We start from the raw sequence: 25,261 nt of genomic DNA on the forward strand, positions 1-25,261 counted from the left end.
TCGTAGATATCCGACGCCGAGGAGAACTCGGCCATGAAGTCGGCAAGTCCGAGGCCGTCAAGGGCCCGGGAGATGTCGCCGTCGTAGTGGACGGCGCGGGGAAGCGGATACGGTTCGGCCTGTTTTTCGACGACGACGACGTCGTGCCCGTGCCGGGCCAGCAGCAGGGCCAGCACCTGGCCAACCGGTCCAAGTCCGACAATTGCTACGTCGTGGATGTACGCCGTGTCGGCGGTCTCCCGCGCTCTCGACGGATCTGCTGCGTAATCTGACATGCGATTTTCTCCCTTGAAACCATGCCGGCGTGCGTGAAAAGTGACGGGGGTCATGGCAAGCATCGCAGAGATCCTTGAGGTATTCAAGAATTATCGAAAATAACGCGATTCACGGACATCGACTATCGTGGAAACATGGCAACTTCTCCCAGTGGCTCGACACTGACCGAGCATGTGTACGAACAGCTTCGTGCCGGCATCCTTAAGGGCCGCTACGTTCCGGGCAGTCCGCTGCGTCTCGCTGCGTTGTCCAAGGAGTTCGGCGTCAGCATGGCCGTGGTCCGCGAAGCCCTCGTCCGCCTGGCGGAACAGCACCTTGTGGCGCTTGCGCCCAACCAGGGCTTCAGGGTTATTACCATTTCCCGGCAGGACCTGATTGACCTGACCGACCTTCGGATCCGGCTCGAAGGCCTGGCCTTGCAGCGGTCCGTTGAGTCCGGTGACATGGGCTGGGAGGCCAATGTGGTGGCGACCCACCATCGGCTGGAGCGGGCGCCGCTGACGCATCCGGGCGAGCCTGGCGCCACTGAGGAGTGGAGCGCCGCACATGCGGCTTTTCATGACGCTCTGGGGGTCGGTTGCGGCAGTCCGCGCTTGATTGCTTTCGCCCGCACCCTGCGCGACAGTTCGGAGCTGTACCGCCAGCTCTCGGGAACGGCGGTGGAAAGAAGCCGCGACGTGAAGGCGGAGCACCGGGAGTTGATGGAGCTGGCGACGGGCCGTCAGGCCGACGAGGCGGTTGAGGCGCTTCGGCGCCACCTGCAGTGGACCACTGATGCCTTGCTTGAGTCGGTCCTTGCCGAGCCCGTGGCGACCGCCGCAAACGCCTGAAAATAACTCTAGATTCGCTTGATTTTCGAAAATCCCTTGTTTAACGAGTAAAACTCAGGCACTCTGGGCTGACCACAGGCGCGGGACCCACTGCGCGCCGCGACCCAGCAAAGGGATCTCAATGGCGATTCTCCCGACCCCCACAGGCTCCATCGCGAATGGAGCCGCCCCCGCATCCCCTGAGCGTTCCGGCACGACTTTCCAGGGCATCCTGCTCCTGATCGGAAGCTGCCTTCCCGTTCTAGGTGCCGTCCTGCTCGCTCCCTCCCTGCCGAACCTCATGCAGGTTTTCGCGGCCACCCCCGGGGTGGCCGTCCTCGTGCCGATGATCCTGACGGTGCCCGCGCTCATGGTGGCCATCGTGGCTCCCATGGCGGGTGCCGTGGCTGACAAGGTGGGCCGCAAGCAGGTGCTGGTGGTGGCGATGATTGCTTACGCCGTGCTTGGTGTGGCGCCGTTCTTCATGGACAGCCTTGAGGCCATCGTCGTGACCAGGGTGGGCGTCGGCATCTGCGAGGGCTTCATCATGACGTGCTGCACCACGCTCCTGGGCGACTACTACTCGGCGCAGCGCCGCAACAAGTACCTTTCATTACAGACGGTTGTCACCACCATCAGCGCCACGGTCTTCCTGGCGGCCGGGGGTGCGCTGGGCTCACTGAGCTGGCGTGCGCCGTTCTGGTTGTACGCCATCAGCATTGTGATCGCCGTGCCGATGATGTTTGTTCTCTGGGAGCCAGTGAAGCAGCCCACCAAACACCTTCGCCAGGCGGTGCCCTGGAGCCTGATCATCAGGCCCGCCCTCGTGACTTTGTTCGGCGGCATCGTGTTCTACACCCTCGTCGTCCACCTGTCATTCCTGCTCGCCGGCCAAGGGCTGACGGACATCGGGGGTATCGGCATGATGGCAGCGCTGGCTTCGCTGGCTACAGCTGTAGGCGCCTTCTCCTTCCGCGCCGTCGGAAAATTCGGACCGCACCGGCTTATGCCGGTCGCCTTTGGTCTGACGGCCGTGGGATTCATTGTGATCTGGTTCGCGGGCAGTGTTCCCGCTGTCATGACGGGAGCCGTGCTCGCCAGCGCCGGCGCGGGCCTGTTGCTGCCGACACTGCTCACCTGGGCAGTGAATCTGCTGGCTCTCGAGGTCCGCGGTACGGGTACCGGCATCTGGACGAGCGCCCTCTGGATCGGCCAGTTCGTCTCACCGTTCATCATTGCGGCGCTCGGCGCGGCCGCCGGAGGGATGCAGGCCGCCGTCGGGATCCTGGGCATTGCTGCCGCAGTAGCCGCGGTCCTCAGCATCTTTGCGCCCGGAAAGTCCCAGCGGACGGCCACGGCCGCGCCCTCGGCCCTGGTGCACTGATGGCTGCAGGATTGAGTGCAGGGGCAGCACAAGAAGCCGTTCAGGCCGGGGTGTCCGCGGAACAAGAAGTACGACTTGCAGAGCAACTACGCTTCACGGCCCTGGTCAACGGAGACTTCGACGCCTTCGATGAGCTATGCGACGACCGCTTCATCTACACGCATTCGACCGGCCACCGGGACGGTAAGTCATCCTTTTCGGCGGCATGCCGGAACGGTCTGATCCGCTACCACCGGATCGACGCTACCGCTGAACAGATAGCGCTGACGGGCGACTGTGCCGTGGTTACCGGGACCATGGAGGCGGATTTATCCGTGTCTGGCATCCCACGTACGGTCCTGAATCTCTCGACCTCCGTGTGGGTTCGTGAGACCGGGGCCTGGAAGCTGTTGGCGTCGCAGTTGACGGCCATCCAGGCATAGCCCCGGGGCCGGTCTGCAGCTGGCGAGAAGTGTCTTCGGGCCGGAATCTCCGGCCGGAAGGCGCTTCTTCCTGTTTCCTGCGACCCATCAAATTTTGAATGCAGAAATAAATCATTGACATTGTCAAGGAATACGTTTCTAATTGAAGCAGTCAAGGGAGATGTGCATCACACGCAGGCTCCCTCGGATATCCGCCGCAAGGCGCAGTGCAAAGGAGCAGCATGAGCCTGTCAGGGAAAGTAGCAATCGTCACCGGAAGCGGCCGCGGCCTGGGCCTGGCCTACGCCCGGGAACTCGCCCGCCAGGGCGCCGCCGTCGTGATCAACGATGTGGATGCCGACGTGGCCGCTGACGCGGTCCGGACCATTGAGGCCGATGGCGGCCGCGCCGTCGCCGTCGTCGCCCCGGTCGGCAGCACCGAAGCCGCCCGGCAGCTCGTGCAAAAAGCGGTGGAGGCTTTCGGCCGGCTGGACATCCTGGTCACCAACGCCGGCATCCTGCGCGACAAGTCCCTGCTGAAGATGGCGGACGAGGACTTCGACCTCGTGATCAACGTCCACCTCAAGGGCACCTTCACCTGCGCCCGCGAAGCGTTCGCCTACTTCAAGGAAAACGGCATCGCCGGCCGCATCATCACCATCGGCTCGCCCACCGGCCAGCGCGGCAACTTCGGCCAGACCAACTACGCCGCCGCCAAGGCCGGGATCGTCGGCATGGTCCGCACCTGGGCGCTGGAAATGAAGAAGGCCGGCGTCACCGCCAACGCCGTCATCCCGGTGGCCGCCACCGCCATGACCAAGACCGTCCCGTACTTCCAGAAGGCCGTCGAAGCGGACGAACGCGGCGAGGCCATGCCGGCCTTCTTCCGCCACGACCTTGGCTTCGGAACCGCCGACGACGTCGCCGGACTCATTGCCTTCCTCGCCTCCGACGAAGCTGCCGGCATCACCGGCCAGGCGATCGGCGCCGGCGGGGACCGCCTGCAGCTCTGGACCCACCCCGAGGCTGCCGTCACCGAGTACCGCGAGGGCGGCTGGGGCTACAAGGACCTCGTGGAGGACTTCGGCGCGCTCTTCGGCGACAAGCTGCAAAGCGTCGGCGAGGAATTCCTGCCGCTTCCGGAAGAGCTCAAGCCCGAACCGGCGGAGGTCCGCTGACATGGCCTCCCAGCGCTACGAACTCGGCATCGATGCCGCAAAGCTCGACGCGATCGACATGCACGTCCACCTTGAGGTAGACGGTCACGGCCATGAATCCCTGCCGCCGGTATTGACTGAAGCGTCCGCCAAGTACTTCAAGTCCGAAGACCGGACCCCGTCGCTGGACCGGATCGCCGAAGTCTACCGGGGGCTGAACATGGCCGCCGTCGTCTTCACCGTGGATGCCCGCACCCAGCTCAAACACGAGCCCAACAGCATCGAGGAGCTCATCGCCGGTGCCGCCCGGAACAACGACGTGCTGATTCCCTTCGGCAGCGTGGACCCACGCACCGGCGCCGAGGCCATCCAGGGCGCCAAACACCAGGCCATCGACCTGGGTGCCCGCGGATTCAAGTTCCACCCGTCCCTGCAGGGCTTCGACCCCTCCAACGAACAGTTCTACCCGCTCTGGGAAACGCTGCAGGAACTGGGCCTGCCGGCCATCTTCCACACGGGCCAGAACGGCATGGGCGCCGGACTGCCCGGCGGCTACGGCATCAAGCTCGGCTACTCGAACCCGCTGCTGCTGGACGCCGTCGCGGCGGACTTCCCGGAACTGCAGATCATCATGGCCCACCCGTCCGTGCCGTGGCAGGACGAGGCCAACTCCATCGCCACCCACAAGTCCAACGTGTTCATCGACCTCTCCGGCTGGTCCCCCAAGTACTTCCCGGACTCGCTCGTGAAGATGGCCAATTCCGTGCTCCAGGACAAGGTCCTCTTCGGCACCGACTTCCCGCTCATCACCCCGCAGAAATGGCTGGCTGCCTTCGCTGACCTTCCGCTCAAGGACCAGGTCCGGCCCAAGATCCTCAAGGACAACGCCGTCCGCCTGCTCGGACTGGGAGGCTGAGATGACTGTCGATACCGAACAACAAACCCGGCTGTACGGCGTCTGCGACTATTTCGACGCCGAGTCCCTGCTCACCGCGGACGAACGACGTGTTCTCGGACGCCTGCGGACCTTCCTCGACGAGAAGGCCCGGCCGCTGCTGGCGGACTATTGGGAACGCGGCGAATTCCCGGACGAGCTGGCGCAGCCGCTGATCGGACTGGACCTGATGGAACCGGCAGAACTGACCGGCGCCCCGGGTGCAGAGCGAACGCCGGCCCGGGGAATCTACCAGGGCTTCCGGATCTTCGAGCTCGCCCGCACCGACGCCTCGCTCGCCACCTTCTACACGGCCCAGGCCGGGCTCTTCCGGACCGCGATCCGGGTCGGTGCCTCCGCCGAACAGCAGGCCGAATGGATGCCGAAGGTCATCGACTTCTCGCTCAAGGGGGTTTTCTCGCTGACCGAGCCGGAGTCCGGTTCCGACATCGCCGGCGGGCTCTCCACCACCGCCCGCCGTGAGGGCGACGTCTGGATCCTCGACGGCGCCAAGCGCTGGATCGGCGGCGCCGCTACCGCGGACGTCCTGGCCGTGTTTGCCCGCGACGTGGCCGACGGCCAGGTCAAGGCGTTCCTTGTCGAGCGGGAAGCCCCCGGCGTGACGCTGGAGAAGATCCACGGCAAGACCGCCTTGCGGATGATGCAGAACGCCCACATCACCCTCGAGGGCGTCCGCGTGCCCGAATCGATGCGCCTGCACAACGTGAACTCCTTCCGGGACGTCGCGGCAATGCTGCGCGCGATGCGCTCGGACGTTGCCTGGATCGCCACGGGCATCGCGGCCGGTGCATTCGAGGCGGCACTGCGCTACGTCACGGAACGCCGGCAGTTCGGCCGCACGCTCGGATCCTTCCAGCTGGTCCAGGAAAAACTGGCCCGGATGCTCGGAAACGTCACCTCGGCGCTGTCCCTCGTGGTGCGGCTCACCGAACAGCAATCCAAAGGCATCTACCGGGACCAGGACTCCGCCCTGGCCAAAATGCAGACATCCCTGCTGATGCGCGAAACCGTGGCCCTGGCCCGCGAAGTGGTCGGCGGCAACGGCATCACCCTCGAAACCGACGTCGCACGCTTCCACGCCGACGCCGAGGCCGTCTACTCCTACGAAGGCACCCACGAAATCAACGCCCTCATCGTCGGCCGGGCCCTGACCGGCGAAAGCGCCTTCACCCGCTGACCCCGGCACCCACCAAAACCCGCACACCCCCGCTCCGGCACCGCCGTCGGACAGTTCCCTACCCCATCCAGCCCTCCAGGAGGACACCATGCCCAATCTCGTCGTCGATTTCGACAAACTGCTCACTCTCGCCGGCACCGATCTCGGGGTCAGCGAGTACCGCGAAATCACCCAGGAACAGATCAACAAGTTCGCCGACGCCACCGGTGACGACCAGTGGATCCACGTTGACCCGGAACGCGCCAAGGACGGCCCGTTCGGCGCCCCAATCGCCCACGGCTTTTTCACCCTCTCGCTCATCATCCCTTTCTGGGGCGAGCTGTTCGACGTCGACGGCGTCACCGCGAAGGTCAACTACGGACTGGACAAGGTCCGCTTCACGTCCCCGGTCAAGGTGGGCGCGCGGATCCGGATGCGGGCCACCATCAGCGAAGTGACCGAGGTCAAGGGCGGCGCCCAGATCAAGGTCGCCAACACCATCGAGATCGAAGGCCAGGAGCGCCCCGCAGTCGTCGCGGAATTCCTCGCCCGCTTCTACAAGTAAAAACCCCTCCAGGAACCCTCCCTCTGTTCAAAGGAACAACCATGTCAGGACTCACTCAGCTTCAAGCGATGGGCACCGCCGAGCGACGCAAGGAAGCACGCACGGTCATTGCCTCCAGCTACCTGGGCAGCACCATCGAGTACTACGACTTCCTCCTCTACGCCACGGCCGCAGCGGTTGTCTTCCCGAAGGTCTTCTTCAGCGGCATGGACGACTGGGTTGGCGTTGTGGCCGCCTACGGCACGTTTGCCGCGGGCTACGTGGCCCGCCCGGTTGGCGGAATCATCTTCGGCCACTTCGGCGACAGGATGGGCCGCAAGGGCATGCTGATCATCTCCATGCTGGTCATGGGCCTGGCTTCCACCCTGATCGGGCTGGTACCAGGTGCCTCCGTGGCCGGACCCTGGGGTGCGGTGCTCCTGGTGATTCTTCGCGTCTTCCAGGGCATCGCCGTCGGCGGGGAATGGGGCGGGGCCGCCCTGATGGCGCTGGAGCACTCCGAATCGGGCAAGCGCGGGTTTGCCGCCTCGTTCGTCAACGCCGGGGCGCCCACCGGTGCCGTCCTGGGCACCCTGATCATGGGCGCGTTCTCGGCGCTGCCGAACGACCAGTTCCTCGCCTGGGGCTGGCGGGTGCCGTTCCTGCTCTCCTTCGTGCTGCTGGGCGTGGGCATGTTCGTCCGGCTCAAGGTTTCCGAAAGCCCTATCTTCAAGGCCGCACTGGAACAGGAAAAGGCCGAAAAGGCACAGGCTGACCAGGAAGCCATCCGCCAGGGCCTCACTGCCAAGCGGGATATTCCGCTGCTGCTGGTACTGCGGCGCCCCAAGACCCTGATCTTCACCATGCTGGCCGGCGCCGCCGGCTTCGCCCTCCAGGTGGTCCTGGCGACGTTCTCGGTGACCTACGCCGTCTCCAAGGGCGCGGACCGCCAGGGCGTGCTGTACGCCTTTGCTGCCGCCTCGCTGATCTCCATCGTGTTCGTGATCATGGGCGGCCGGCTTTCGGACAAGGTGGGCAGGCGGCCGGTGATGATCGGCGGCCTGGTTCTCTTCATCATTTACCTGGTGCCGATGTTCCAGCTGCTCTCCTCCAACAACATCATGCTGATCTTCGTGGCGTTCGCCATCGGCCTGATGATCCATTCCACGCTGTTCGGTCCTTTGGCGGCCTTCGTGTCCGAGCAGTTCGGCACCACCTCCCGCTACACCGGCGCGTCCCTGGGCTACCAGCTGGCAACCCTGCTCGGTGCCGGGTTCACTCCGGGCATCGTGGCCCAGATCTTCAAGGACTCAGGCCAGGACACGGCATCGGTGGTCTGGTACCTGGCGGCCATGTCGGTGGTCTCCATCGTCTTCATCCTGCTGACCCGGGAACCGAAGAACAACGACCTCCGCACCGTCCAGGCCTGACCCTTCATCGGGTCCCGTCACGCGGGCTAACCTCACAGTAGAAAGGATTCGCCGTGGAAAATTTTGGCATCGGCTCGTGGCTGCAACGTCGCCGCCCGAAGTCCGGCAGCAAAACCGCCCTGATCAGCGGAGGCCGGGAACTCAGTTATGAACAGTTCGCGGACCGGACCGTCCGGCTCGCCAACGCCCTGAGGGACCGCGGCGTGGCCAAGGGGGACAGGGTTGCCTATCTGGGCGAGAACCACCCGTCCTTCCTGGAGACCCTCTTTGCGTGCGGAACCCTCGGCGCCATCTTCGTCCCGCTCAACACGCGGCTGGCGCCCCCGGAAATCCAGTTCCAGCTGCAGGACTGCGGCGCCGGGACCCTGGTCCATGCCGGCAGCCTCGGCGACCTGGCAGCCCGCGGGTCGGCCGGCACGGCAGTGGCGAGACTCGTCGTCGTCGCCGATTCCCTTGACGGTTCCTCGGCCAGTGCGGCAGGCGGCGGCGTGCAGGCTGCCCGCGGGGCGGACGCAGCGGCGGTGGAGGACTTTGAGGACCTGGTGGCCTCCGGTTCGGACCAGCCGGTCGACGAACCGGTCACGCTGGACGACGGTGCCATGATCCTCTACACCTCCGGTACCACGGGCCGGCCAAAGGGCGCCCTGCTGACCCACGGCAACGTCACATGGAACTGCATCAACGTGATCGTTGATTTCGACTTCTCCTCGCAGGACGTGGCGCTGATGATTTCGCCGATGTTCCACGTCGCGTCCCTCGATATGGGCGTACTCCCGACGCTGCTCAAAGGCGGAACGGTCATCCTCGAATCCAGGTTTGACCCCAGCCGGGTCCTGGCCCTCATCGAGCAGTACAGCGTCACCACTATGAGCGGCGTCCCCACCACCTATCAGCTCATCTGCGAACATCCCGCGTGGGCCTCGACGGACCTTAGCTCGCTGAACAAGCTCACCTGCGGGGGGTCCGCGATCCCGATGCGGGTGCTCGACGCCTATGAGTCCCGGGGCCTGCAGATCGGCACCGGCTACGGCATGACCGAAACCGCGCCTGCAGCCACGGTCCTCCCCGCGGCGCGGTCCCGCGACAAGGCCGGTTCCGCCGGGCTTCCGCACTTCTTCACCGACGTCCGCATAGCCGACCCAATAGCCGGCACCGCGGAGCCCGGAACTGGGGGAGAGATCCAGATCAAGGGCCAAAACGTGATCCCCGAGTACTGGAACCGGACTGACGCCACCGCCGAGTCATACGCGGAGGGCGGCTGGTTCAAGTCAGGTGATATGGGCTACAAGGATGACGACGGGTTCGTCTTCGTCTCGGACCGGATCAAGGACATGATCATCTCCGGCGGCGAGAACATTTATCCCGCCGAAGTGGAGCAGGCCATCACGGAACTCGAGGCGGTGGGAAGCGTGGCCGTCATCGGCGTGCCGGATGAGAAATGGGGTGAAGTGCCCCGGGCCGTCGTTCTTCTGCGCGAGGGTGCCCAACTCACGGAAGAGCAGCTCAGGCGGTACTTGGATGGACGCCTGGCACGCTACAAAATCCCCAAGTCCGTGGTGTTTGTCGATGAGATGCCCCGGACCGCCAGCGGCAAGATCAGGAAGGCCGACCTGCGGAAGCTGAGCGCCATCCAGCCATAACTGGCCGTGGCCTGCGCCCGTCAGTGAATGAGGGCCAGCATGACGCCGACGGCCATGAACAGCACGCCGAACGTCCGGTTGAGGGTGCGCTGGCCGCGGGCATCGTGGGTAAAGCGCTGGAAGGTCTTGGCCGCGGCGGCGAAGAAGAACCACATCACTAGGACGTCGATCACGATCACGGTGGCTGACAGGGTCAGGTACTGCGGCAGGAGCGGGTTCTCCGGGCGGATGAACTGAGGCATAAAGGCGAGGAAGAACACGATCGCCTTGGGGTTCAGCAGGTTGACCCACAGGCCGCGGCGGAACATGGAAAATGCCGGCTCGTTCCGCAGCGCGGCGGCCTTTTCCTGGTCCAGATCGGGTTTGTGCCGGAACTGCTGGATGCCCAGATAGACGAGGTAGGCGGCGCCCGCGTAGCGGATCACGTTGAAGGCGACCGGAGAGCTGGCCACCAGCACCCCGACGCCGAGGGCCACGATCACGATGTGCACCACCAGCGCGGCCTGCTGCCCAAGGATCCCCCAGATGGAACGCCGGAAGCCGGAGTTCAGGGAATTGCTCATGGTGTTGATGGCGCCCGCACCGGGCGTAAAGCTGATCAGGACACCGGCGCCCGCCAGGGCCAGCCAAAGGGAGGGTTGCACTGATTCAGTTTACGGCCGCGGACGGGCCCAGCCGGCCGCCGCTTCACAACACCGTCACACGCCGGCCATTCGCCAGAAATGGCCGCTCTGGCCGTCCCCATAGCGGCCATCTCCGGCAAATGGCGGGCGTGGCCCCCGTATTCATATCCGCCAGCGAACCGGCGAGTGGGAGACAGCCCGGCTGTGGGACGCTACGATGCACTCAACCGTGCGGCATCAGTGCGTGCAGCCAGACTTGGGGAGTCTATGGACCGGATTGTCGGAACGATGCTTGCGGGAGCTGTCGTCCTGGCCACCTCGTCCTGCGCGTTGCCAGGGGCCGGACCGCCGCCAGTATCCGCCACCCAGGCCACAGCCGCAGCGGCCGCCACGCCCCGGACTGCCGGCACCCTATTTGCGGCGAATCCCGGGAGCACCGCGGGCCCGGCGGCCGTGCCGCTGCCCGAGGCGCGGTTCGCCAATCCCGACTACTACGCCATGCCCGGACAAACGATCACCTTCGACGTCTCGGCGTCGCTGCCCCGCGGCGTCAGCATCGCTCAGTACGAATGGGACTTCGACGGCGACGGTGCCATCGATCAGGTGGGGCCGCTCCCCGTGGCTCCCCACAGGTACGCCGCCGCGTTCGAGGGTAAGGCGACGGTGCGGATTACCCATGCCACGGGAGGCTTGTCGACGGCATCGACCGGGGTCCACATCGGCCGGGGGCCGCGGGACGGACTCCCCGCCGCGCCCATCAACGTGAGCGTGGTGGTGACCGCCCACTCGGGCGGCATCAGCACCGTCCAAATATCGTGGGAGCCGGGCGGGCCGGAGCCCTACCGCTGGGGTCTGACCGTTGACGGTTTTCCGGCCGGGATTGTGGAGGGCCACACACGCACCGCGACCATGACGGACGTCCACCGGCTCAAGGACGTGAAGATCGGCGTCGTCGGGTTCACTGAGAACCAAGGCATGGGGGCCTCCGCCGGCGTGACGCTTCCCGCGCTGCCGGATTAGGCGGCTCCGGCGCCAACCGCCTCACGCCCGGGCGATCACCTCGCCGTTGGGGATCAGGAACCAGCCGTCGTCCGTGGAACCCCAGCGGTGCCAGCCGGCCGAAATCCGGGCAAGGTCGGCGGCGTTGGCGAAGCCGTATTCGAGAGCCTGGTCCGCAAAGGCCGAGTGCAGCACGCGTTCGCCCCACACCCGGGCCTGCCAGCGGCGCTGCTGGCCGGTCGCGTAGAGCCAGTTGCTGCTGGAGGGTGCGACGTCGGTGAACCCGGCGGACTGGGCCCAGGAAACCAGGCGTCGGCCGGCGTCGGGCTCGGCGCCGTTCCGGCGTGCGATCCGCTGGTAGAGCTCCATCCATTCATCCAGCTCGGGGACGGCCGGGTACCAACTCATGCCGTGGAAATCTGCGTCGCGCACCGCCACGATCCCGCCGGGCTTGGCGACGCGGCGCATTTCCCGCAGGGCCGCAACAGGGTCCGTGAGATGCTGCAGGAGCTGGTGGGCGTGCACGACGTCGAATGTCTCGTCCTCGAAGTCGAGGTCGTAGATGTTGCCGGCGACGAACTCGACGTTCTGCACGCCCCGCTCGGCCGCGAGGGCGGCCGCCTGGCCGATCACCTCGGGCGAGCGGTCCAGCCCGGTGACCTTCCCGGGGGAGACGAGCCCGGCGAAATCGCACGTGATGCTGCCCGGCCCGCAGCCGACGTCGAGCACCGAAACCCCCGGGGTCAGGTGCGGGATCACAAACGCCGCGGAGTTCTCCGCCGTCCGGGAGGCGTGGGCGCGGACCACAGACTCGTGGTGGCCGTGGCTGTACACATCTTCAGGCTGCTGCGCACTCATAATGAAACGCTACCGCCCCGCACCGGCAAATCCGCGAAAGCGGGGGTAACGGCCGGGAAGACGGCAGGATTTCGCGCGCGGCCGTCCGTTTTGCCGCTTCCGGCCGGGGCGGTTCCGCGGATGATTAGAGGAGTGAACACCAACAGCAGCAAGCAGTCAGGGCTCGGCCTGTTCCGGGCCACCGGCATCTACGTCGGGGCGATCCTGGGCTCGGGCATCCTGGTCCTCCCGGCCATCGCTGCCAAGGAGGCAGGGCCAGCGTCGCTCCTGGCCTGGACCCTGCTGCTGGTGTTCTGCACCCCCGTGTCCTTCAGTTTCGCTGAGATGAGCCGCCAGCAGCCCGACGCAGGCGGAATCGCCCACTTTGTCACGCGCGCCTACGGACGCCGTGCCGCGGTCGTGGCCGGCTACCTCTTCTACTTCGCCATTCCCTTCGGTGCCCCGGCGACAGCCGTGATCGGCGGCAACTACATCGCCCACGCGCTGGGCGGCGGGCGCGGGACGGCGTTGGTGGCCGCCGCACTGCTGCTGGCCGCCGCTTTCGCGAGCAACGCCGTCGGGATCCGGATGTCCAGCGGCATCCAGCTGGTACTGATGGTATTGCTCGTCGGACTGCTGGCACTGGCCGTCGCCCTGGCTGCACCGTTTGGACGGGCGGGGAACTTCGAGCCGTTCGCGCCGCACGGCTACTGGGCCGTGGGCGGCGCGGCCAGCCTGCTCTTTTTCTGCTTCGCCGGCTGGGAGGCGGTCACGCATATCGCCGGGGAGTTCCGCCACCCGGAACGTGACCTCAAACGGGCCACCTGGCTCACCCTGATTGTGGTCGGTGTGGTCTACCTCGGCGTCGTCTCGGCGTCGGTCGCTGTGCTGGGCCCCGCACTTCCGGGCAGCGAGGTGCCGATCGCGGAGCTGCTCGAAAAGGGACTGGGCGGATTCGCTGCGCCGCTGACCGCCGCCGCCGCGGTGCTGACCTTCGGTCCGGTCAACACCTTTGTCGCCGGCGCCAGCAGGCTGGGGGCGAGCCTGGCGTCCGACGGCGTTTTGCCGCGGGCCCTCGCGCGGGGCGCCGGTCCGGGGGAGGTGCCCACGGCCAGCCTGGGATTGCTGGGCGTGATGACGTTGCTGTCCTTCGGGGCGGCGGCAGCCGGGCTGGTCGACTTGCAGCTCCAGATCGGGGCGGCGTCGGCCTGTTTCACCGCAGTGACGGCGTTTGGCCTGCTCGCCGGGATCCGTTTGCTGCCCACCCGGACGCCGGCCTGGCTCGGAGTCATAGTGGCTGCTGCTGTGATGCTGGCCGTGCTGCTCTTCAGCGGATGGGCACTCGTGGTCCCGCTCGGGCTGGCCGTGGCCGCCATCTTGGCTGGCCGGCCGGGCGCACGGGTATGGCAGTTGGGACGCGCGAAAACGCCAACTAGTGCCGGTCGGCGGGGGCCGGTGCCGGCTGCTGCGCGGCCTCCTGCCCGGCCCTGACCGTCGCCTCGATCATCGAGGACATGAACCGCGTCGCGATGTCCAGTTCCTCCGGAGTGAATTCGGCCATCGCGGCCGCCATGTGCCGGGCCAGCGGCTGGAACATGGCGCCGCCGTCGCGGTAGGCCTTGGGGGTCATGCGGAGCTGGACCTGGCGGCGGTCCGGGCCCTCCCGCTCGCGAATCACGTGGCCGGAGCTGTGCAGCCGGTCGATCAGTGCCGTGGTGGCGGGTGAGCTCAGGTGGAGTTCCTTGCGGAGCACGCCCGGCGTGACGATCTGGTTCCTCGCGGTGTGCTGCATGATCACGGCCAGGGCATTGAGGTCCGTCCGGTGCATGTCGTTGCGGCCGCCGGCGGAATCCACGTAGCGGTTGGCCTCGAGGCTGAATTCCTGAAGCAAGCGGACCAACGGCGGCGGTCCGGAAGGCGGTCCGGAAGATTCGGGGCGTCCCGGCGGATCAACTGTCACGGCGAACCTTCCTCTCTCCTTTGCCTTGCCCACTGCTCCGCAGCAGGCGCCCTCCGGAGTTTACTTCAGCGGACCTCGGCCTCGGACCGGCCCGGCGTCGAAGTATTTCCCAAGAATTGGACCCCACCCGTTTATCTCCATAGTGGAGATAGTCTACTATGGACTCAATTCTACTCCTCCCAGGCATGCACCAGAAGGAACCATGAACAAGACACCACACGGCAGTGCCCGCGTCCCTTTCTGGCTGCGCTGGCTGATTCCCGTCCTGCTCGTCGTCACCTGGCTGGCCATCGCCGGGATCGGCGGGCCCACTTTTGGCCGGCTGAGCGAGGTCTCCTCCAATGACCAGGCGTCCTTCCTGCCGACGGGAGCCGAGGCCACGGAGGTCCGGGACTGGCAGGCCAAGTTCCGGGACACCAATGAGGTCCCAGCCGTCATTGTCATAGAGAGCGACTCGGCCTTCACCCCGGCCCAGCTCGGCGAGGTGGCAGCCCTCAAGGGCAAGCTGGAGGCGCTGGGCGCCGGCAGCACCGTCGTCGGCCCCATCCCGTCCGAGGATGCCAAGGCCGTGCAGTTTGTAGTCCCGATCGAATCGGCCGGCGAAGTGAAGGAAGTCGTCAAGGAACTCCGCGCGGAGGTGCAGGCATCCGCTCCGGCGGGAATGCAGACCTTCGTAACCGGTCCGGCCGGGCTTGCCGCGGACCTCGTCAGCGCCTTCGCGGGCATCGACGGCATCCTGCTGCTGGTGGCCCTTGCCGCGGTTTTCCTGATCCTGCTGATCGTCTACCGCTCGCTGCTGCTGCCGATCGCCGTGCTGTTCACCTCGGTCTTCGCGCTCTGCGCCGCCATCCTGCTGGTTTTCGGGATGGCCAAGCTCGGCTGGATCCAGCTCAACGGCCAGAGCCAGGGCATCCTGTCCATCCTGGTGATCGGTGCCGCCACTGACTACGCGCTGCTCTATGTGGCGCGGTTCCGTGAGGCGCTGACGCACACGACCAACCGGACGGCCGCCGCGCTCACCGCGTGGAAGGCGGCCTGGGAGCCTATCCTGGCCTCCGGCGCCACCGTCATCATCGCGCTGCTGTGCCTGCTCTTGTCCGACCTCAACTCGAACAAGGCACTCGGCCCCGTGGCGGCCGCAGGCATCCTGTGTTCCCTCTTCGCGGCCCTGACCCTGCTGCCAGCGCTGATGGCGCTGCTGGGCCGCGCCGCGTTCTGGCCGTTCCGCCCCAAGCTGCTCCCGGAGACTGAGCGCGAGCCCGAACTCGTCACCGGCCTCGAGGGCCAGAAGGGCTTGTGGCGCGCCACCGGGTCCCTCGTGTCCCGCCGGCCGCGGACTGTCTGGGTCGCCTCCGTGCTGCTGCTCCTGATGGCCTCCGCCGGCGTGCTCCAGCTCAAGGCAAACGGCGTCCCGCAGACCGACGTGATCCTCCCCGCCTCCAACGCCGTCGACGGCCAGGACGCCCTGGCCCGTCACTTCGACGCGGGCTCCGGCAGTCCTGCCGTGATCGTCGCTGACGAGGCGAAGGCGCAGGACGTGCTGGCCAAGACCAAAGCGACCGACGGCGTCGGGGCCGCCTACCTGCTGGCCGAAGGCAGCGTTCCGATCGTCCCCGGCGCTCCGGCCGCACCCGGCGCCCCGGCTTCTCCCACGGCTCCTGCGGTGAGGGACGGCAAGGTCCTGATCAACGCGACGCTGGACTTCGCCGCGGACTCCAACGAGGCTGAAAACGTCGTGGTGGCCCTCCGCCAGGAACTGAAGAAAATCGACGACGGCGCCCTGGTCGGCGGAGTGACGGCGACGGCCCTGGACACGAACACCACTGCCCAGCGTGACCTCGTCACCATCATCCCTGTGGTCCTCGCGGTGATCCTGGTGATCCTGATGCTGCTGCTGCGCTCCGTGCTGGCGCCGGTGCTGCTGGTTGCCTCGGTGGTGCTGTCCTACGCCGCCGCCATGGGAGTCTCCGCCTTCGTGTTCAACAACATCTTTGGATTCCCGGGAGCCGATGCCACCGTCCCGCTCTTTGGCTTCGTCTTCCTTGTGGCGCTGGGGGTGGACTACAACATCTTCCTCATGAGCCGGGTCCGGGAGGAGTCCATTAAGCACGGCACCCGGCCCGGCATCCTGCGCGGCCTGGGCGTCACGGGCGGCGTGATCACCTCCGCCGGGGTGGTCCTCGCGGCCACGTTTGCCGCCCTGGGCGTTATCCCCATCATGTTCCTCGTGCAGCTGGCCTTCATTGTGGCCTTCGGCGTGTTGCTGGATACCGTCCTGGTCCGGTCGCTGCTGGTTCCGGCCCTGGCCTACGACATCAGCCCGCGGATCTGGTGGCCGAGCAAGTTGGGGCGCGCGCAGATGGATGCAACCGAGCGTGTCCGCCCGGCCGCCCCGGAGGCGGAATCCGCGGAGGCGGGAATCCGCTAGCCCGCACCCGCGACTGCGCACCCGCCTCGCCCCGCAGCCGCAGCCGCCGTCACTGTTCCTGGTCCCTCCACCAGGCAACGGTGGCGGCGGCTGCTTCCTTGAGCGGCGTGGGCTGCAGCCCCAGGGCCGCTTCGCTGGCGTTCGAGTCCATCACGAAGGGGCGTTCGAACTGGTACAGGGTTTCGGCCAGTTCCCGCGTTCCGGCGGAGAACATGCCCACCGTCCGCAGCACCCACCCGCGGACGGCGGCCACCCGCGGCGCCCGGACGCCGGCAGCGGCGGCGAACGCTGCAGCAATCTTCCGCTGGCTGAGCGCGGGGCCGGTCGGTGCGTGCCACACCCGGTTCCACAGCGCAGGATCCTGAGCTGCCCTGATCATGGCGGCGGCCAGGTCCGGCACATAGGTGAAGGAATGCGGCAGCCCAGCGTTGCCAATTACCATCAGGGGCTTTTCCGCCAGGACCGGCTTCACCATGCGCTCGCCGGCATGCGCGCCGCGGACCCTGGGACCGAAGAAATCGCTCGCCACCACACTCACGGTGTCCGTTGCGGACGCCGCACGGGCCGCGAGCAGGGCGGTGCGGATACCCCGTTTGCCGCCGCGGGCCTCCCGCGGGCCCTTCTCGGTCATCGGCCGTTCCGGCTCGCTGTAGGAGTACAGGCTTTCCGGAAACACGACGACGGCGCCGGCCTCGCCCGCCGCGGCAAGCACCACCTCCTCGGCGCCGGGCAGTTCCTCCGCCCAGACCTTTGCGCTGTACTGCGATCCGTGGATGCAGTGGAACACGGCTTTGGCGCCCCGGAACAGCTCGCCGAGCCGCGCAAGGTCGGACACATCGACGGCCGTCTTTTCGATCAGCGGGTTGTCCGGTCCGGTGCCGGAGCGGGTGAGCACCCGCACCCGGTGGCCCGCTGCGGCGAGCTGTTCGGCCACCGTCCAGCCGACGGGGCCGGCGCCCGTGACGACAAACAGGGCAGTGGCCGGGGCCTCGGGGGATACGGACTGGGACAAGGTGTTCTCGCTTTCGTTGTGGTCGCACGGGCCGCGGCGGCCCGGGCTGGGGCTGGATTGGCCAGGCCGCAACCTGAACCTGAGAGCACTGCTCTCTGAATTCAGGATGGATCCGGCTGGGGCGAAAGTCAAGAGCAGTGCTCACATTTGTTGACACTGCTCTGCTTTGTGGAATGCTGGAGCCATGCCGCAGACCACTGACCTGGCCGTGAAGCCTCCCACTCCCCGCGAGCGTGCCCGGGCACGGACCATCGAGGACATTGTGCGCCTCGGCCGGGAGCATCTGGCAGTGCACGGGGCTGCCGCGCTCTCCCTTCGCGCCGTGGCGCGGGATCTCGGCGTGGTCTCCTCGGCGGTCTACCGGTACGTGGAGAACCGCGAAGAGCTGCTGACCCTGCTGCTCATCGACGCGTACAACGAACTCGGAGACGAAGTCGACACCGCCGTCGCTGCCCTGCCCGTGACCGACTTTGCCGGGCGGTTCAGCGCACTGGGGTCCGCTGTGCGGCGCTGGGCGCTGCGCGAACCGGCCCGCTATGGGCTCCTCTTCGGCAGCCCTGTGCCCGGATACCAGGCGCCGGTCGAGCGGACCACGGCGCCGGGTACCCGGGTGATCTACGCCCTGATGGCGCTCCTGGACGGCGCCTACCGGGCCGGGCGGCTGGCCGCGCCTGACGGTCAGACCGTCGTCGTCCCCGCACTTTCCGCCGACCTGGAGCGGATCCGCAGCGGGATGGGACTCGCGGTGCCCGACGGGCTGCTGGCGCGCGGTGCCCTCGTCTGGACGTCCCTGTTCGGAGCCATCAGCTTCGAGGTTTTTGGCCAGTACGGCGCGGACACCTTTAGCGCCCCGGATGAACTCTTCGCCCACCATCTGACCGTGCTGGCGGACCTCGCAGGCCTTGAGCAGCCAGCGACCCAGGCCGGCCGGCAAGCCGCCGATCACCCGGAATAGCCGATGCCCCGGGGTTTTCCTTGCCCCCTGTTGTCTCCCGGTGGCGCTCGATAGACTGCCCCTGCGCCTGCCTGGGCGCGCCGAGGCTTCCAGGAAGGATCCAACCATGTCCGAAAACAGCGAGTTTGATCGAACAGCAGCGGAACCCGAAGAGCAGGCCGCGGAAGGCCAGTATGTCGAGGGGGACTACGGCACGGCCGGCACCGCCGGGGAGAACCCGCCCGAGGCCAAAGAGGGCGAATACCCCACCGGCGACTACGGGGCGGCCGGCACCAGCGGCGCCACCGCCGTCGGCGCGGAGGAAGGCGGTTACCCCGAAGGCGATTACGGCGCGGCGGGTGGCACCGCCGCGACGCCGGCTGACGCCGAGGAAGGCGAATATCCCGAAGGCGACTAAGGTACCGCCGGCGCCTCGCGCGCCGCTGGGCGGGGCGCTGATGAGGTGCCCGCACGGAACGCAGTGGAGCGGAACGCAGACACCGACGAAGCTGACCGCGGGGAGCGCTGACGGCGGACTTCGCGCACAGCGAAATACCCGGCGGCTGGCCGCACTGTTGGCCGGGTACTCCCCGGATTCCGGGGGAGAGCGACTTCCAACGAGCGGGCCGCGCCGTCCAAAATCCAAAGTTGAGCGCATGACGCTCAACTTTGGATTGACTTTAATCGGGGTCTGAGTAAAGTTGAGTGCAGATCGCTCAATCACCGTCGGATCCTTTGCCGTTAGAGGCATTGCGGTCCGCGGCCATCCCGGCGAGTTTCCACGGAAAGTAAGGACGCAACACATGTCACGTGCAGTAGGTATTGACCTCGGAACAACCAACTCCGTCGTCTCCGTTCTCGAAGGTGGCGAGCCCACCGTCATTGCCAACGCCGAGGGTGGCCGCACCACGCCGTCGGTTGTTGCATTCTCCAAGTCCGGCGAAGTGCTGGTTGGCGAAATCGCCAAGCGCCAGGCCGTCAACAACATTGACCGCACCATTGCTTCCGTCAAGCGCCACATGGGCACCGACTGGTCCGTCGCCATTGACGACAAGAAGTACACGGCGCAGGAAATCTCCGCCCGTATCCTCATGAAGCTCAAGAACGACGCCGAGTCCTACCTCGGCGAGAAGGTCACGGACGCCGTGATCACCGTCCCCGCGTACTTCAATGACGCCGAACGCCAGGCCACCAAGGAAGCCGGCGAAATCGCGGGCCTCAAGGTCCTGCGCATCGTCAACGAGCCCACCGCGGCCGCCCTGGCCTACGGCCTGGACAAGGGCAAGGAAGACGAACTCATCCTCGTCTTCGACCTCGGCGGCGGCACCTTCGACGTCTCCCTCCTCGAGGTTGGCAAGGACGAAGACAACTTCTCCACCATCCAGGTCCGCTCCACCGCGGGCGACAACCGCCTCGGCGGCGACGACTGGGACCAGCGCGTTGTCGATTACCTGCTGAACCAGCTCAAGGTCAAGGGCATTGACCTGTCCAAGGACAAGATTGCCCTGCAGCGACTGCGTGAGGCCGCGGAGCAGGCCAAGAAGGAACTCTCCTCCTCCTCGAGCACCAACGTCTCGCTCCAGTACCTCTCCGTCACCCCCGACGGCCCCGTGCACCTCGACGAGCAGCTGACCCGCGCCAAGTTCCAGGACCTCACCAAGGATCTGCTCGAGCGCACCAAGAAGCCGTTCCACGATGTCATCAAGGAAGCCGGCATCCAGTTGTCCCAGATCGACCACATCGTGCTGGTCGGCGGTTCCACCCGCATGCCTGCCGTCTACGACCTGGTCAAGGACCTCGCCGGCGGCAAGGAGCCGAACAAGGGCGTCAACCCGGATGAGGTCGTCGCCGTCGGCGCCGCACTGCAGGCCGGTGTCCTGAAGGGTGAGCGCAAGGACGTCCTCCTGATCGACGTCACCCCGCTCTCCCTCGGCATCGAGACCAAGGGCGGCATCATGACGCACCTGATCGAGCGCAACACGGCCATCCCGACCAAGCGCTCCGAGACCTTCACGACGGCGGACGACAACCAGCCGTCCGTGGCCATCCAGGTCTTCCAGGGCGAGCGCGAGTTCACCCGCGACAACAAGCCGCTGGGCACGTTCGAGCTGACCGGCATCGCGCCGGCCCCGCGTGGCGTCCCGCAGGTTGAGGTCACCTTCGACATCGACGCCAACGGCATCGTGCACGTCTCGGCGAAGGACAAGGGCACCGGCAAGGAACAGTCCATGACCATCACGGGCGGTTCCAGCCTCTCCAAGGAAGACATTGACCGCATGGTCAAGGACGCCGAGGAGCACGCAGCAGAGGACAAGGCCCGCCGCGAGGCAGCCGACACCCGCAACACTGCCGAGCAGCTTGCCTACTCCGTGGACAAGCTCATCGCTGACAACGCCGACAAGCTGCCGGAAGAGGTCAAGACCGAAGTCCAGGCCGACGTCGACGCCCTCAAGGCAGCGCTCGAAGGCACCGATGACGCAGCCGTCAAGACCGCGTTTGAGAAGCTGCAGGCTTCCCAGACCAAGCTCGGCGAGGCCATCTACGCCCAGGCAGGTTCCCCGGACGGCGCCACCGGCGCCAAGGGTGCCCCCGCCGGCGAGCAGGCAGCGGGAGCCGACGAGGACATCGTCGACGCCGAGATCGTTGACGAAGACGAGAAGAAGTAATCATGCCGCATCACGGTAACGAAGAAGACCACGGTTCTTCCGAGAGCCGTCGCGACGCCGAACAGCGGGAGAACGAGCCGCAGAAGCCGATCATCCACGACAACCGCAAGGTTGACCCGAAGACCGGCCAGGCCCGCCACCCCGACCAGGAGCGCGCCGCCGCGGCAGACTCCGACTCCGGTTCCGGGGACGCCCTGTCCCAGGCCGAGGACATCCTCAACAGTGTGGACGTTCCGGCCGCGGATTCCGTGGCCCAGGGTGCTGACGGCGCGGAGGCGGAGGAGCTCAGGAATGACCTCCGCCGCCTGCAGGCCGAGTACGTCAACTACCGCAAGCGCGTTGAACGCGACCGTGCCGTGGCAGGGGAGATGGCCGTCATCGGCGTCCTGAACTCCCTGCTGCCGGTGCTGGACGACGTCGACGCCGCCCGCCAGCATGGTGACCTCACGGACGGACCGTTCGCCGCGATCGCCGCCAAGCTGGAGAACGCGCTGAAGACGTACGGCCTGGTGCGCATCGATGAGACCGGCGTGGAGTTCGACCCGACGATCCACGAGGCCCTCATCCAGCAGCCGGGCACGGATGTCGAAATCGACACCGTCAGCCAGGTCCTGCGCTCCGGGTACAAAACCGGCGACAGGGTCCTGCGGGCAGCTCAGGTCATCGTGGCCGTCCCGGCCTAGCAGTACGCCATCGAAGTGACAGTTCGCGCCCGTGTTTCGACCAAACATTGGCGCGAACTGTCACCTCGGCACACAGATTTGAAAGGAAACGCCATTGGCTAGCCAGGACTGGGTGGACAAGGACTTTTATAAGATCCTTGGAGTCGCCAAGGACGCTTCCGACGCCGACATCAAAAAGGCCTACCGGAAGCTCGCGCGGCAGCACCACCCGGACACCAACGCGGGGAATGCCGCTTCGGAGAAGAAGTTCAAGGACATCTCCGAGGCCTACTCCGTGCTTTCCGATGCCGACGAGCGCCAGCAGTACGACGCCATCCGGGCCATGGGCGGCGGTGCACGCTTCGCCCCCGGCGGAGGCGGCGGGGCTGCCGGCGGGGCCGGGTTCGAGGACCTCTTCGGCGGGCTCTTCACCGGCGGCGGGGGACGGCACTCCGGCAGTTACAGCACGGCCGGCGGCATTCCCCCCGAGTTCGCCGACCTCTTCGGCGGCGGTGGCGGCGGCTTCGGCGGCGGGGGCCAGTCCTTCCAGCGTGCACCGCAGAAGGGCGCCGACCGGACGGCGTCCACCTCCATTTCCTTCGCCGGTTCCATCCGGGGCACCACCATCGGCCTGCGTGAACCGGACGGCGAGGTCATCGATGTCCGCATCCCGGCCGGCATCAAGGACGGCCAGAAGGTGCGCGTCCGGGGCAAGGGCCAGTACGGTCCGGCCGGCTATGGGGATCTTATGGTCACCGTCTCAGTGAAGCCGCACGATTTTTACGTCCGCGACGGCGACAACCTGCGCATCCACGTTCCGGTCACCTTCCCGGAGGCAGCCCTGGGCGCCGACATCGAGGTTCCCACGATCGACGGCGACAATGTCAAGGTGCGCGTGCCTGCCGGCACGCCGTCGGGCCGCACCCTCCGCGTCAAGGGACGCGGCGTGAAGCACACCAAGGCCACCGGGGATCTGCTGGTGACCATCGACGTCGCCGTCCCGCGGAAGCTGAGCAAGGAAGCCGAGGAGGCCGTCAAGACCTTCGCCGCGGCCACCGCCGGTGAGGACGTCCGCGCCGAACTGGCAGCCAAGGCCCGGCTCTAGGAACGGACGCCTGCCATGGCCATCGAGTACGAGCAGCCGATCTTCGTCATCTCCGTTGCCGCGGAACTGGCGGACATGCACCCCCAGACGCTCCGGCAGTATGACCGGCTGGGCATCGTCTCGCCCAGCCGGGCCCCCGGCAAGTCGCGGCGGTACTCTCAGCGGGACATCAGCATGCTCCGCGAGGTGCAGCGGCTCTCGCAGGAGGGCGTGTCCCTCGAGGGCATCAAGCGGATCCTCCAGCTGGAGAACCAGGTGGCAGCCCTGCAAAGGCGCGTCACCGAGCTGACTGAAGAACTGGACCGCCGGCCCCGCGCCCTCGATTCCCGCATCTTCGCCGCCGGAGCCGCGGGCGACGTCGTGAGCCTGGCCCGCGGCAAGCGCCCCCGGGCACGGTCCCAGGCGCTGGTGGTGTGGCGGCCGCGCGGGATCGAAGACTGAATCCTGGCTTAACGCAATGAGTGCCCGGGACCCCTGAGGGTCCCGGGCACTCATTGCGTCAGAAGCGTGAAGCGGTGGTGCTGGTGAACTTGTCGGTGGGAAGAGCGTTGCCGGCGGCATCGGTGATGCCGGAATCGGGTGTGAATGAAGGCGCGGCGGCCGGCTGGGCCGTGGTGTTCGCAGCGCCTCCTGTCGAGCGGGTTCCGAGCGTGATCGTCAGCGCCTTGGCAACGGCGTTCCAGCTCAGTGACGAGCCGTTGGAGCCGTTGCCTCCGTAGCTGAGAGTGCCCGAGCCATAGTAGGTCCCCGCCAACGCCACCGTGCCGATTCTCGACGTCGCGCAGCCCGCGCTAGTCACTGTGACGCTGAGGACGTTGCTGGAACTGACATTGACCATGACCACACCGTTCCCGCTCACGGTCCCGTCGGCCCCGGCTGTCCACTTGCTGCAGATTGTTGAGGCGTCCATGGACTCGGAGAAAGTGATAATGACTTTGTCCTTGGCATCCAGCACACCGATACTGCTTCCGCTGCCTCCGCCGTCAGCCAGCGCCACCGTTGACACCGCAGGCGCCGCGACGTCCTTGACTGAGGTCGTCGTGCCGGGCGTCGCGGGATTGCCTTGGTTGCCCGCGGTGTCGGTAGCGACCGCGCGGTAGGTGATGGTTCCGGGGTTCAGGGACGACAGGTTGACGGTGGCGTTCCAGGCACCTGAGCTGTTCGCCGTCGCGGTCGCGGGGACCGAGTGCGCTGCGCCAACGTCGGTCACAGCCAGGGCGATGGATGCCCCCGGCTCGGTGCTGCCGTTGACCGGCACCGCAGCGACATTGCCGCTGTAGACGTAAGTGGGGGCAACCACGGAAGGAGCGCCTGGCGGCGTGGTGTCCACGGCGGCACCGCCGCTGCGGACGCTCTCGGCTCCCTGCCACTGCGCGAGCACCGGGGTGACCGTGTAGTACCAGGTGCCGGTCGGGACGCCCTGGTCGGTGCAGCCCGGTCCGGCCGTGACCGTGCCTGAGCACGTACCGCCGGTAGCGACTTTGGTGCCGCCCGAGGCGGAGGCATAGCGTGCCACCGTGTATCCGGTGACAGCGCGGCCGGCGAGGGTGGTGGTGGCGTTCCATGCCAGCGTGACATTTCCGCCGGACACTGTGGCGGTCGGCGTGGCGCCGGTGCGCAGAGCGTCTGCGCTGGCTGACGCGGAACCGCCAGTTGACGCGGCCGTCCAGAAGGCATTGGCCCCGGGGCCAGCCCACGAGAGGAGGGCGGCGCCGGTAAGGATGACTGCGATGCGGCTCCGGGTTCGGGAGCGTGCCTCGCGCCTGTTGTGACGGCTCATCGTCGTGCCTCCACTTTGACGGGAATCTTGAAGGTCGCGCCCTGGCAGGCAGACTGTGACTGGGCGGACATGCTCGCCGCACCCGGGAGGGTGACAAACACCGAGGACTTCGCCGGGATGGTGACGGCGGGTGCGAGCGGTGTGGCCGGGGCCGTGAAGGAAACCCCGGTGGTGGTGCATCCGGCATGGGCGGCATCGGCCGTGGCCGCCGCGCTGGCGGCCACCGAGTACAGCGTTACCGCGAAGGCGTTGGGGTTGCTGGTCCGGAGGATGACATCTGCGGTGCCGCCCGGGACCATGCTGGTGCTGTTCGAGTCGCCTGCCACCGACGCGTCGACGCTGATTTGCATGGTGCCTGCGGCTGCGGCGCCGATACCCGAGCCCGTGCTGGCCCAGTACGCGTAGGCCGTGCCCCCGCCGGCCAGCAGGCAGAGCGCGACGGCACCGGCCGAGGCGGTTCCAGCGAGTTTGGTGCCCTGCACCAAGGATCGTGTGGATCGCAT

At 66.9% G+C, this 25,261-nt stretch carries 25 protein-coding genes; 18 read left to right on the forward strand and 7 right to left on the reverse strand.

From position 1 onward, the window contains the following. Positions 1-275 (reverse strand): FAD-dependent monooxygenase (locus GXK59_RS19285; protein WP_202129243.1); only part of this gene is annotated, 275 nt, incomplete at its 3' end. Between the two features lie 135 nt (positions 276-410). Between GXK59_RS19285 and GXK59_RS19290 the strand changes: the two genes are divergently transcribed. The 9 genes from GXK59_RS19290 (at position 411) to GXK59_RS19330 (ending at position 9,752) form a co-directional block, all read left to right on the forward strand. Next, entirely contained in the window at positions 411-1,106 is a 696-nt protein-coding gene (locus tag GXK59_RS19290) for a GntR family transcriptional regulator (RefSeq protein ID WP_160668889.1), read from the forward strand. A 121-nt stretch (positions 1,107-1,227) separates the two neighbouring features. Then, on the forward strand, positions 1,228-2,469 hold the full coding sequence (locus GXK59_RS19295; protein WP_160668890.1) for an MFS transporter: 1,242 nt from the start codon (positions 1,228-1,230) through the stop codon (positions 2,467-2,469). Continuing rightward, positions 2,469-2,891, forward strand: a complete 423-nt coding sequence (locus GXK59_RS19300; RefSeq protein ID WP_160668891.1) for a nuclear transport factor 2 family protein — start codon at positions 2,469-2,471, stop codon at positions 2,889-2,891. The genes GXK59_RS19295 and GXK59_RS19300 overlap by 1 nt, the downstream gene beginning before the upstream one ends. A 221-nt stretch (positions 2,892-3,112) precedes the next feature. Then, on the forward strand, positions 3,113-4,048 hold the full coding sequence (locus tag GXK59_RS19305) for an SDR family NAD(P)-dependent oxidoreductase (RefSeq protein ID WP_160668892.1): 936 nt from the start codon (positions 3,113-3,115) through the stop codon (positions 4,046-4,048). 1 nt (position 4,049) lies between these two features. Further along, positions 4,050-4,943, forward strand: coding sequence for an amidohydrolase family protein (locus GXK59_RS19310; RefSeq protein ID WP_160668893.1), 894 nt, complete (start codon positions 4,050-4,052; stop codon positions 4,941-4,943). 1 nt (position 4,944) lies between these two features. After that, positions 4,945-6,159 (forward strand): acyl-CoA dehydrogenase family protein, encoded by a 1,215-nt coding sequence (locus tag GXK59_RS19315; protein ID WP_160668894.1) that lies wholly within the window; start codon positions 4,945-4,947, stop codon positions 6,157-6,159. Between the two features lie 88 nt (positions 6,160-6,247). Beyond that, positions 6,248-6,703 carry a MaoC family dehydratase gene (locus tag GXK59_RS19320; RefSeq protein WP_160663309.1) on the forward strand — a complete coding sequence of 152 codons (456 nt, stop codon included), beginning with the start codon at positions 6,248-6,250 and terminating at the stop codon, positions 6,701-6,703. A gap of 41 nt (positions 6,704-6,744) precedes the next feature. Beyond that, on the forward strand, positions 6,745-8,112 hold the full coding sequence (locus GXK59_RS19325; RefSeq protein ID WP_160663311.1) for an MFS transporter: 1,368 nt from the start codon (positions 6,745-6,747) through the stop codon (positions 8,110-8,112). Positions 8,113-8,165: 53 nt separating this feature from the next. Beyond that, positions 8,166-9,752, forward strand: a complete 1,587-nt coding sequence (locus GXK59_RS19330; RefSeq protein WP_160669269.1) for an acyl-CoA synthetase — start codon at positions 8,166-8,168, stop codon at positions 9,750-9,752. 20 nt (positions 9,753-9,772) lie between these two features. Here the strand turns inward: GXK59_RS19330 and GXK59_RS19335 are convergent, their stop codons facing one another. Continuing rightward, on the reverse strand, positions 9,773-10,396 hold the full coding sequence (locus tag GXK59_RS19335; protein ID WP_160663315.1) for a LysE family transporter: 624 nt from the start codon (positions 10,394-10,396) through the stop codon (positions 9,773-9,775). A 246-nt stretch (positions 10,397-10,642) separates the two neighbouring features. Here GXK59_RS19335 and GXK59_RS19340 point away from each other — a divergent pair, with 246 nt between their 5' ends. After that, positions 10,643-11,395 carry a PKD domain-containing protein gene (locus GXK59_RS19340; protein WP_160663317.1) on the forward strand — a complete coding sequence of 251 codons (753 nt, stop codon included), beginning with the start codon at positions 10,643-10,645 and terminating at the stop codon, positions 11,393-11,395. Positions 11,396-11,416: 21 nt separating this feature from the next. Here the strand turns inward: GXK59_RS19340 and GXK59_RS19345 are convergent, their stop codons facing one another. Continuing rightward, on the reverse strand, positions 11,417-12,232 hold the full coding sequence (locus tag GXK59_RS19345; protein WP_160663319.1) for a methyltransferase domain-containing protein: 816 nt from the start codon (positions 12,230-12,232) through the stop codon (positions 11,417-11,419). 132 nt (positions 12,233-12,364) lie between these two features. Here GXK59_RS19345 and GXK59_RS19350 point away from each other — a divergent pair, with 132 nt between their 5' ends. Beyond that, positions 12,365-13,702, forward strand: coding sequence for an APC family permease (locus tag GXK59_RS19350; RefSeq protein ID WP_237394029.1), 1,338 nt, complete (start codon positions 12,365-12,367; stop codon positions 13,700-13,702). Here the strand turns inward: GXK59_RS19350 and GXK59_RS19355 are convergent. Then, a complete protein-coding gene (locus tag GXK59_RS19355) occupies positions 13,644-14,171 on the reverse strand; it encodes a MarR family winged helix-turn-helix transcriptional regulator (protein WP_160663323.1) in 528 nt (175 codons plus the stop codon). The genes GXK59_RS19350 and GXK59_RS19355 overlap by 59 nt on opposite strands. Positions 14,172-14,373: 202 nt before the next feature. Here GXK59_RS19355 and GXK59_RS19360 point away from each other — a divergent pair, with 202 nt between their 5' ends. Beyond that, on the forward strand, positions 14,374-16,599 hold the full coding sequence (locus GXK59_RS19360) for an MMPL family transporter (protein WP_237394030.1): 2,226 nt from the start codon (positions 14,374-14,376) through the stop codon (positions 16,597-16,599). A 49-nt stretch (positions 16,600-16,648) separates the two neighbouring features. Here the strand turns inward: GXK59_RS19360 and GXK59_RS19365 are convergent, their stop codons facing one another. Further along, a complete protein-coding gene (locus GXK59_RS19365; protein ID WP_160668895.1) occupies positions 16,649-17,572 on the reverse strand; it encodes an NAD-dependent epimerase/dehydratase family protein in 924 nt (307 codons plus the stop codon). 223 nt (positions 17,573-17,795) lie between these two features. On the opposite strand from GXK59_RS19365, the gene GXK59_RS19370 reads away from it, so the two are divergent. The 6 genes from GXK59_RS19370 to GXK59_RS19395 all read left to right on the forward strand — a co-directional run bounded on the left by GXK59_RS19370 (position 17,796) and on the right by GXK59_RS19395 (position 23,419). Next, positions 17,796-18,566 carry a TetR/AcrR family transcriptional regulator gene (locus GXK59_RS19370; RefSeq protein WP_160663325.1) on the forward strand — a complete coding sequence of 257 codons (771 nt, stop codon included), beginning with the start codon at positions 17,796-17,798 and terminating at the stop codon, positions 18,564-18,566. Between the two features lie 106 nt (positions 18,567-18,672). Then, complete coding sequence (locus GXK59_RS19375) at positions 18,673-18,963, forward strand: hypothetical protein (protein ID WP_160663327.1); 291 nt, start codon at positions 18,673-18,675, stop codon at positions 18,961-18,963. Positions 18,964-19,348: 385 nt separating this feature from the next. Next, on the forward strand, positions 19,349-21,211 hold the full coding sequence (gene dnaK / locus GXK59_RS19380; RefSeq protein ID WP_160669271.1) for a molecular chaperone DnaK: 1,863 nt from the start codon (positions 19,349-19,351) through the stop codon (positions 21,209-21,211). Positions 21,212-21,213: 2 nt separating this feature from the next. Beyond that, on the forward strand, positions 21,214-21,894 hold the full coding sequence (locus GXK59_RS19385; protein ID WP_202129031.1) for a nucleotide exchange factor GrpE: 681 nt from the start codon (positions 21,214-21,216) through the stop codon (positions 21,892-21,894). A 94-nt stretch (positions 21,895-21,988) separates the two neighbouring features. Next, positions 21,989-22,978, forward strand: coding sequence for a DnaJ C-terminal domain-containing protein (locus GXK59_RS19390; protein WP_202129032.1), 990 nt, complete (start codon positions 21,989-21,991; stop codon positions 22,976-22,978). A 15-nt stretch (positions 22,979-22,993) separates the two neighbouring features. Continuing rightward, a complete protein-coding gene (locus GXK59_RS19395; protein ID WP_160663331.1) occupies positions 22,994-23,419 on the forward strand; it encodes a heat shock protein transcriptional repressor HspR in 426 nt (141 codons plus the stop codon). A 58-nt stretch (positions 23,420-23,477) separates the two neighbouring features. Here the strand turns inward: GXK59_RS19395 and GXK59_RS19400 are convergent, their stop codons facing one another. After that, the gene (locus GXK59_RS19400) at positions 23,478-24,758 is read right to left on the reverse strand and encodes a hypothetical protein (RefSeq protein WP_160663333.1); all 1,281 of its coding nucleotides are present in this window, start codon (positions 24,756-24,758) and stop codon (positions 23,478-23,480) included. Continuing rightward, positions 24,755-25,261: a hypothetical protein gene (locus GXK59_RS19405; RefSeq protein WP_160663335.1), complete on the reverse strand. Its 507-nt coding sequence runs from the start codon at positions 25,259-25,261 to the stop codon at positions 24,755-24,757. Before GXK59_RS19405 ends, GXK59_RS19400 begins: the two co-directional genes overlap by 4 nt.

It is taken from the genome of Pseudarthrobacter sp. ATCC 49987 (genome assembly GCF_009928425.1).
Lineage (GTDB): Bacteria > Actinomycetota > Actinomycetes > Actinomycetales > Micrococcaceae > Arthrobacter.

What these genes read in the sequence shown, in the direction of transcription:
- GXK59_RS19290 (WP_160668889.1), top strand. Translation starts at nt 411, where the DNA reads ATGGCAACTTCTCCCAGTGGCTCGACACTGACCGAGCATGTGTACGAA.
- GXK59_RS19295 (WP_160668890.1), top strand. Translation starts at nt 1,228, where the DNA reads ATGGCGATTCTCCCGACCCCCACAGGCTCCATCGCGAATGGAGCCGCC.
- GXK59_RS19300 (WP_160668891.1), top strand. Translation starts at nt 2,469, where the DNA reads ATGGCTGCAGGATTGAGTGCAGGGGCAGCACAAGAAGCCGTTCAGGCC.
- GXK59_RS19305 (WP_160668892.1), top strand. Translation starts at nt 3,113, where the DNA reads ATGAGCCTGTCAGGGAAAGTAGCAATCGTCACCGGAAGCGGCCGCGGC.
- GXK59_RS19310 (WP_160668893.1), top strand. Translation starts at nt 4,050, where the DNA reads ATGGCCTCCCAGCGCTACGAACTCGGCATCGATGCCGCAAAGCTCGAC.
- GXK59_RS19315 (WP_160668894.1), top strand. Translation starts at nt 4,945, where the DNA reads ATGACTGTCGATACCGAACAACAAACCCGGCTGTACGGCGTCTGCGAC.
- GXK59_RS19320 (WP_160663309.1), top strand. Translation starts at nt 6,248, where the DNA reads ATGCCCAATCTCGTCGTCGATTTCGACAAACTGCTCACTCTCGCCGGC.
- GXK59_RS19325 (WP_160663311.1), top strand. Translation starts at nt 6,745, where the DNA reads ATGTCAGGACTCACTCAGCTTCAAGCGATGGGCACCGCCGAGCGACGC.
- GXK59_RS19340 (WP_160663317.1), top strand. Translation starts at nt 10,643, where the DNA reads ATGGACCGGATTGTCGGAACGATGCTTGCGGGAGCTGTCGTCCTGGCC.
- GXK59_RS19345 (WP_160663319.1), bottom strand. Translation starts at nt 12,232, where the DNA reads ATGAGTGCGCAGCAGCCTGAAGATGTGTACAGCCACGGCCACCACGAG.
- GXK59_RS19360 (WP_237394030.1), top strand. Translation starts at nt 14,374, where the DNA reads ATGAACAAGACACCACACGGCAGTGCCCGCGTCCCTTTCTGGCTGCGC.
- GXK59_RS19370 (WP_160663325.1), top strand. Translation starts at nt 17,796, where the DNA reads ATGCCGCAGACCACTGACCTGGCCGTGAAGCCTCCCACTCCCCGCGAG.
- GXK59_RS19375 (WP_160663327.1), top strand. Translation starts at nt 18,673, where the DNA reads ATGTCCGAAAACAGCGAGTTTGATCGAACAGCAGCGGAACCCGAAGAG.
- dnaK (WP_160669271.1), top strand. Translation starts at nt 19,349, where the DNA reads ATGTCACGTGCAGTAGGTATTGACCTCGGAACAACCAACTCCGTCGTC.
- GXK59_RS19385 (WP_202129031.1), top strand. Translation starts at nt 21,214, where the DNA reads ATGCCGCATCACGGTAACGAAGAAGACCACGGTTCTTCCGAGAGCCGT.
- GXK59_RS19395 (WP_160663331.1), top strand. Translation starts at nt 22,994, where the DNA reads ATGGCCATCGAGTACGAGCAGCCGATCTTCGTCATCTCCGTTGCCGCG.
- GXK59_RS19400 (WP_160663333.1), bottom strand. Translation starts at nt 24,758, where the DNA reads ATGAGCCGTCACAACAGGCGCGAGGCACGCTCCCGAACCCGGAGCCGC.
- GXK59_RS19405 (WP_160663335.1), bottom strand. Translation starts at nt 25,261, where the DNA reads ATGCGATCCACACGATCCTTGGTGCAGGGCACCAAACTCGCTGGAACC.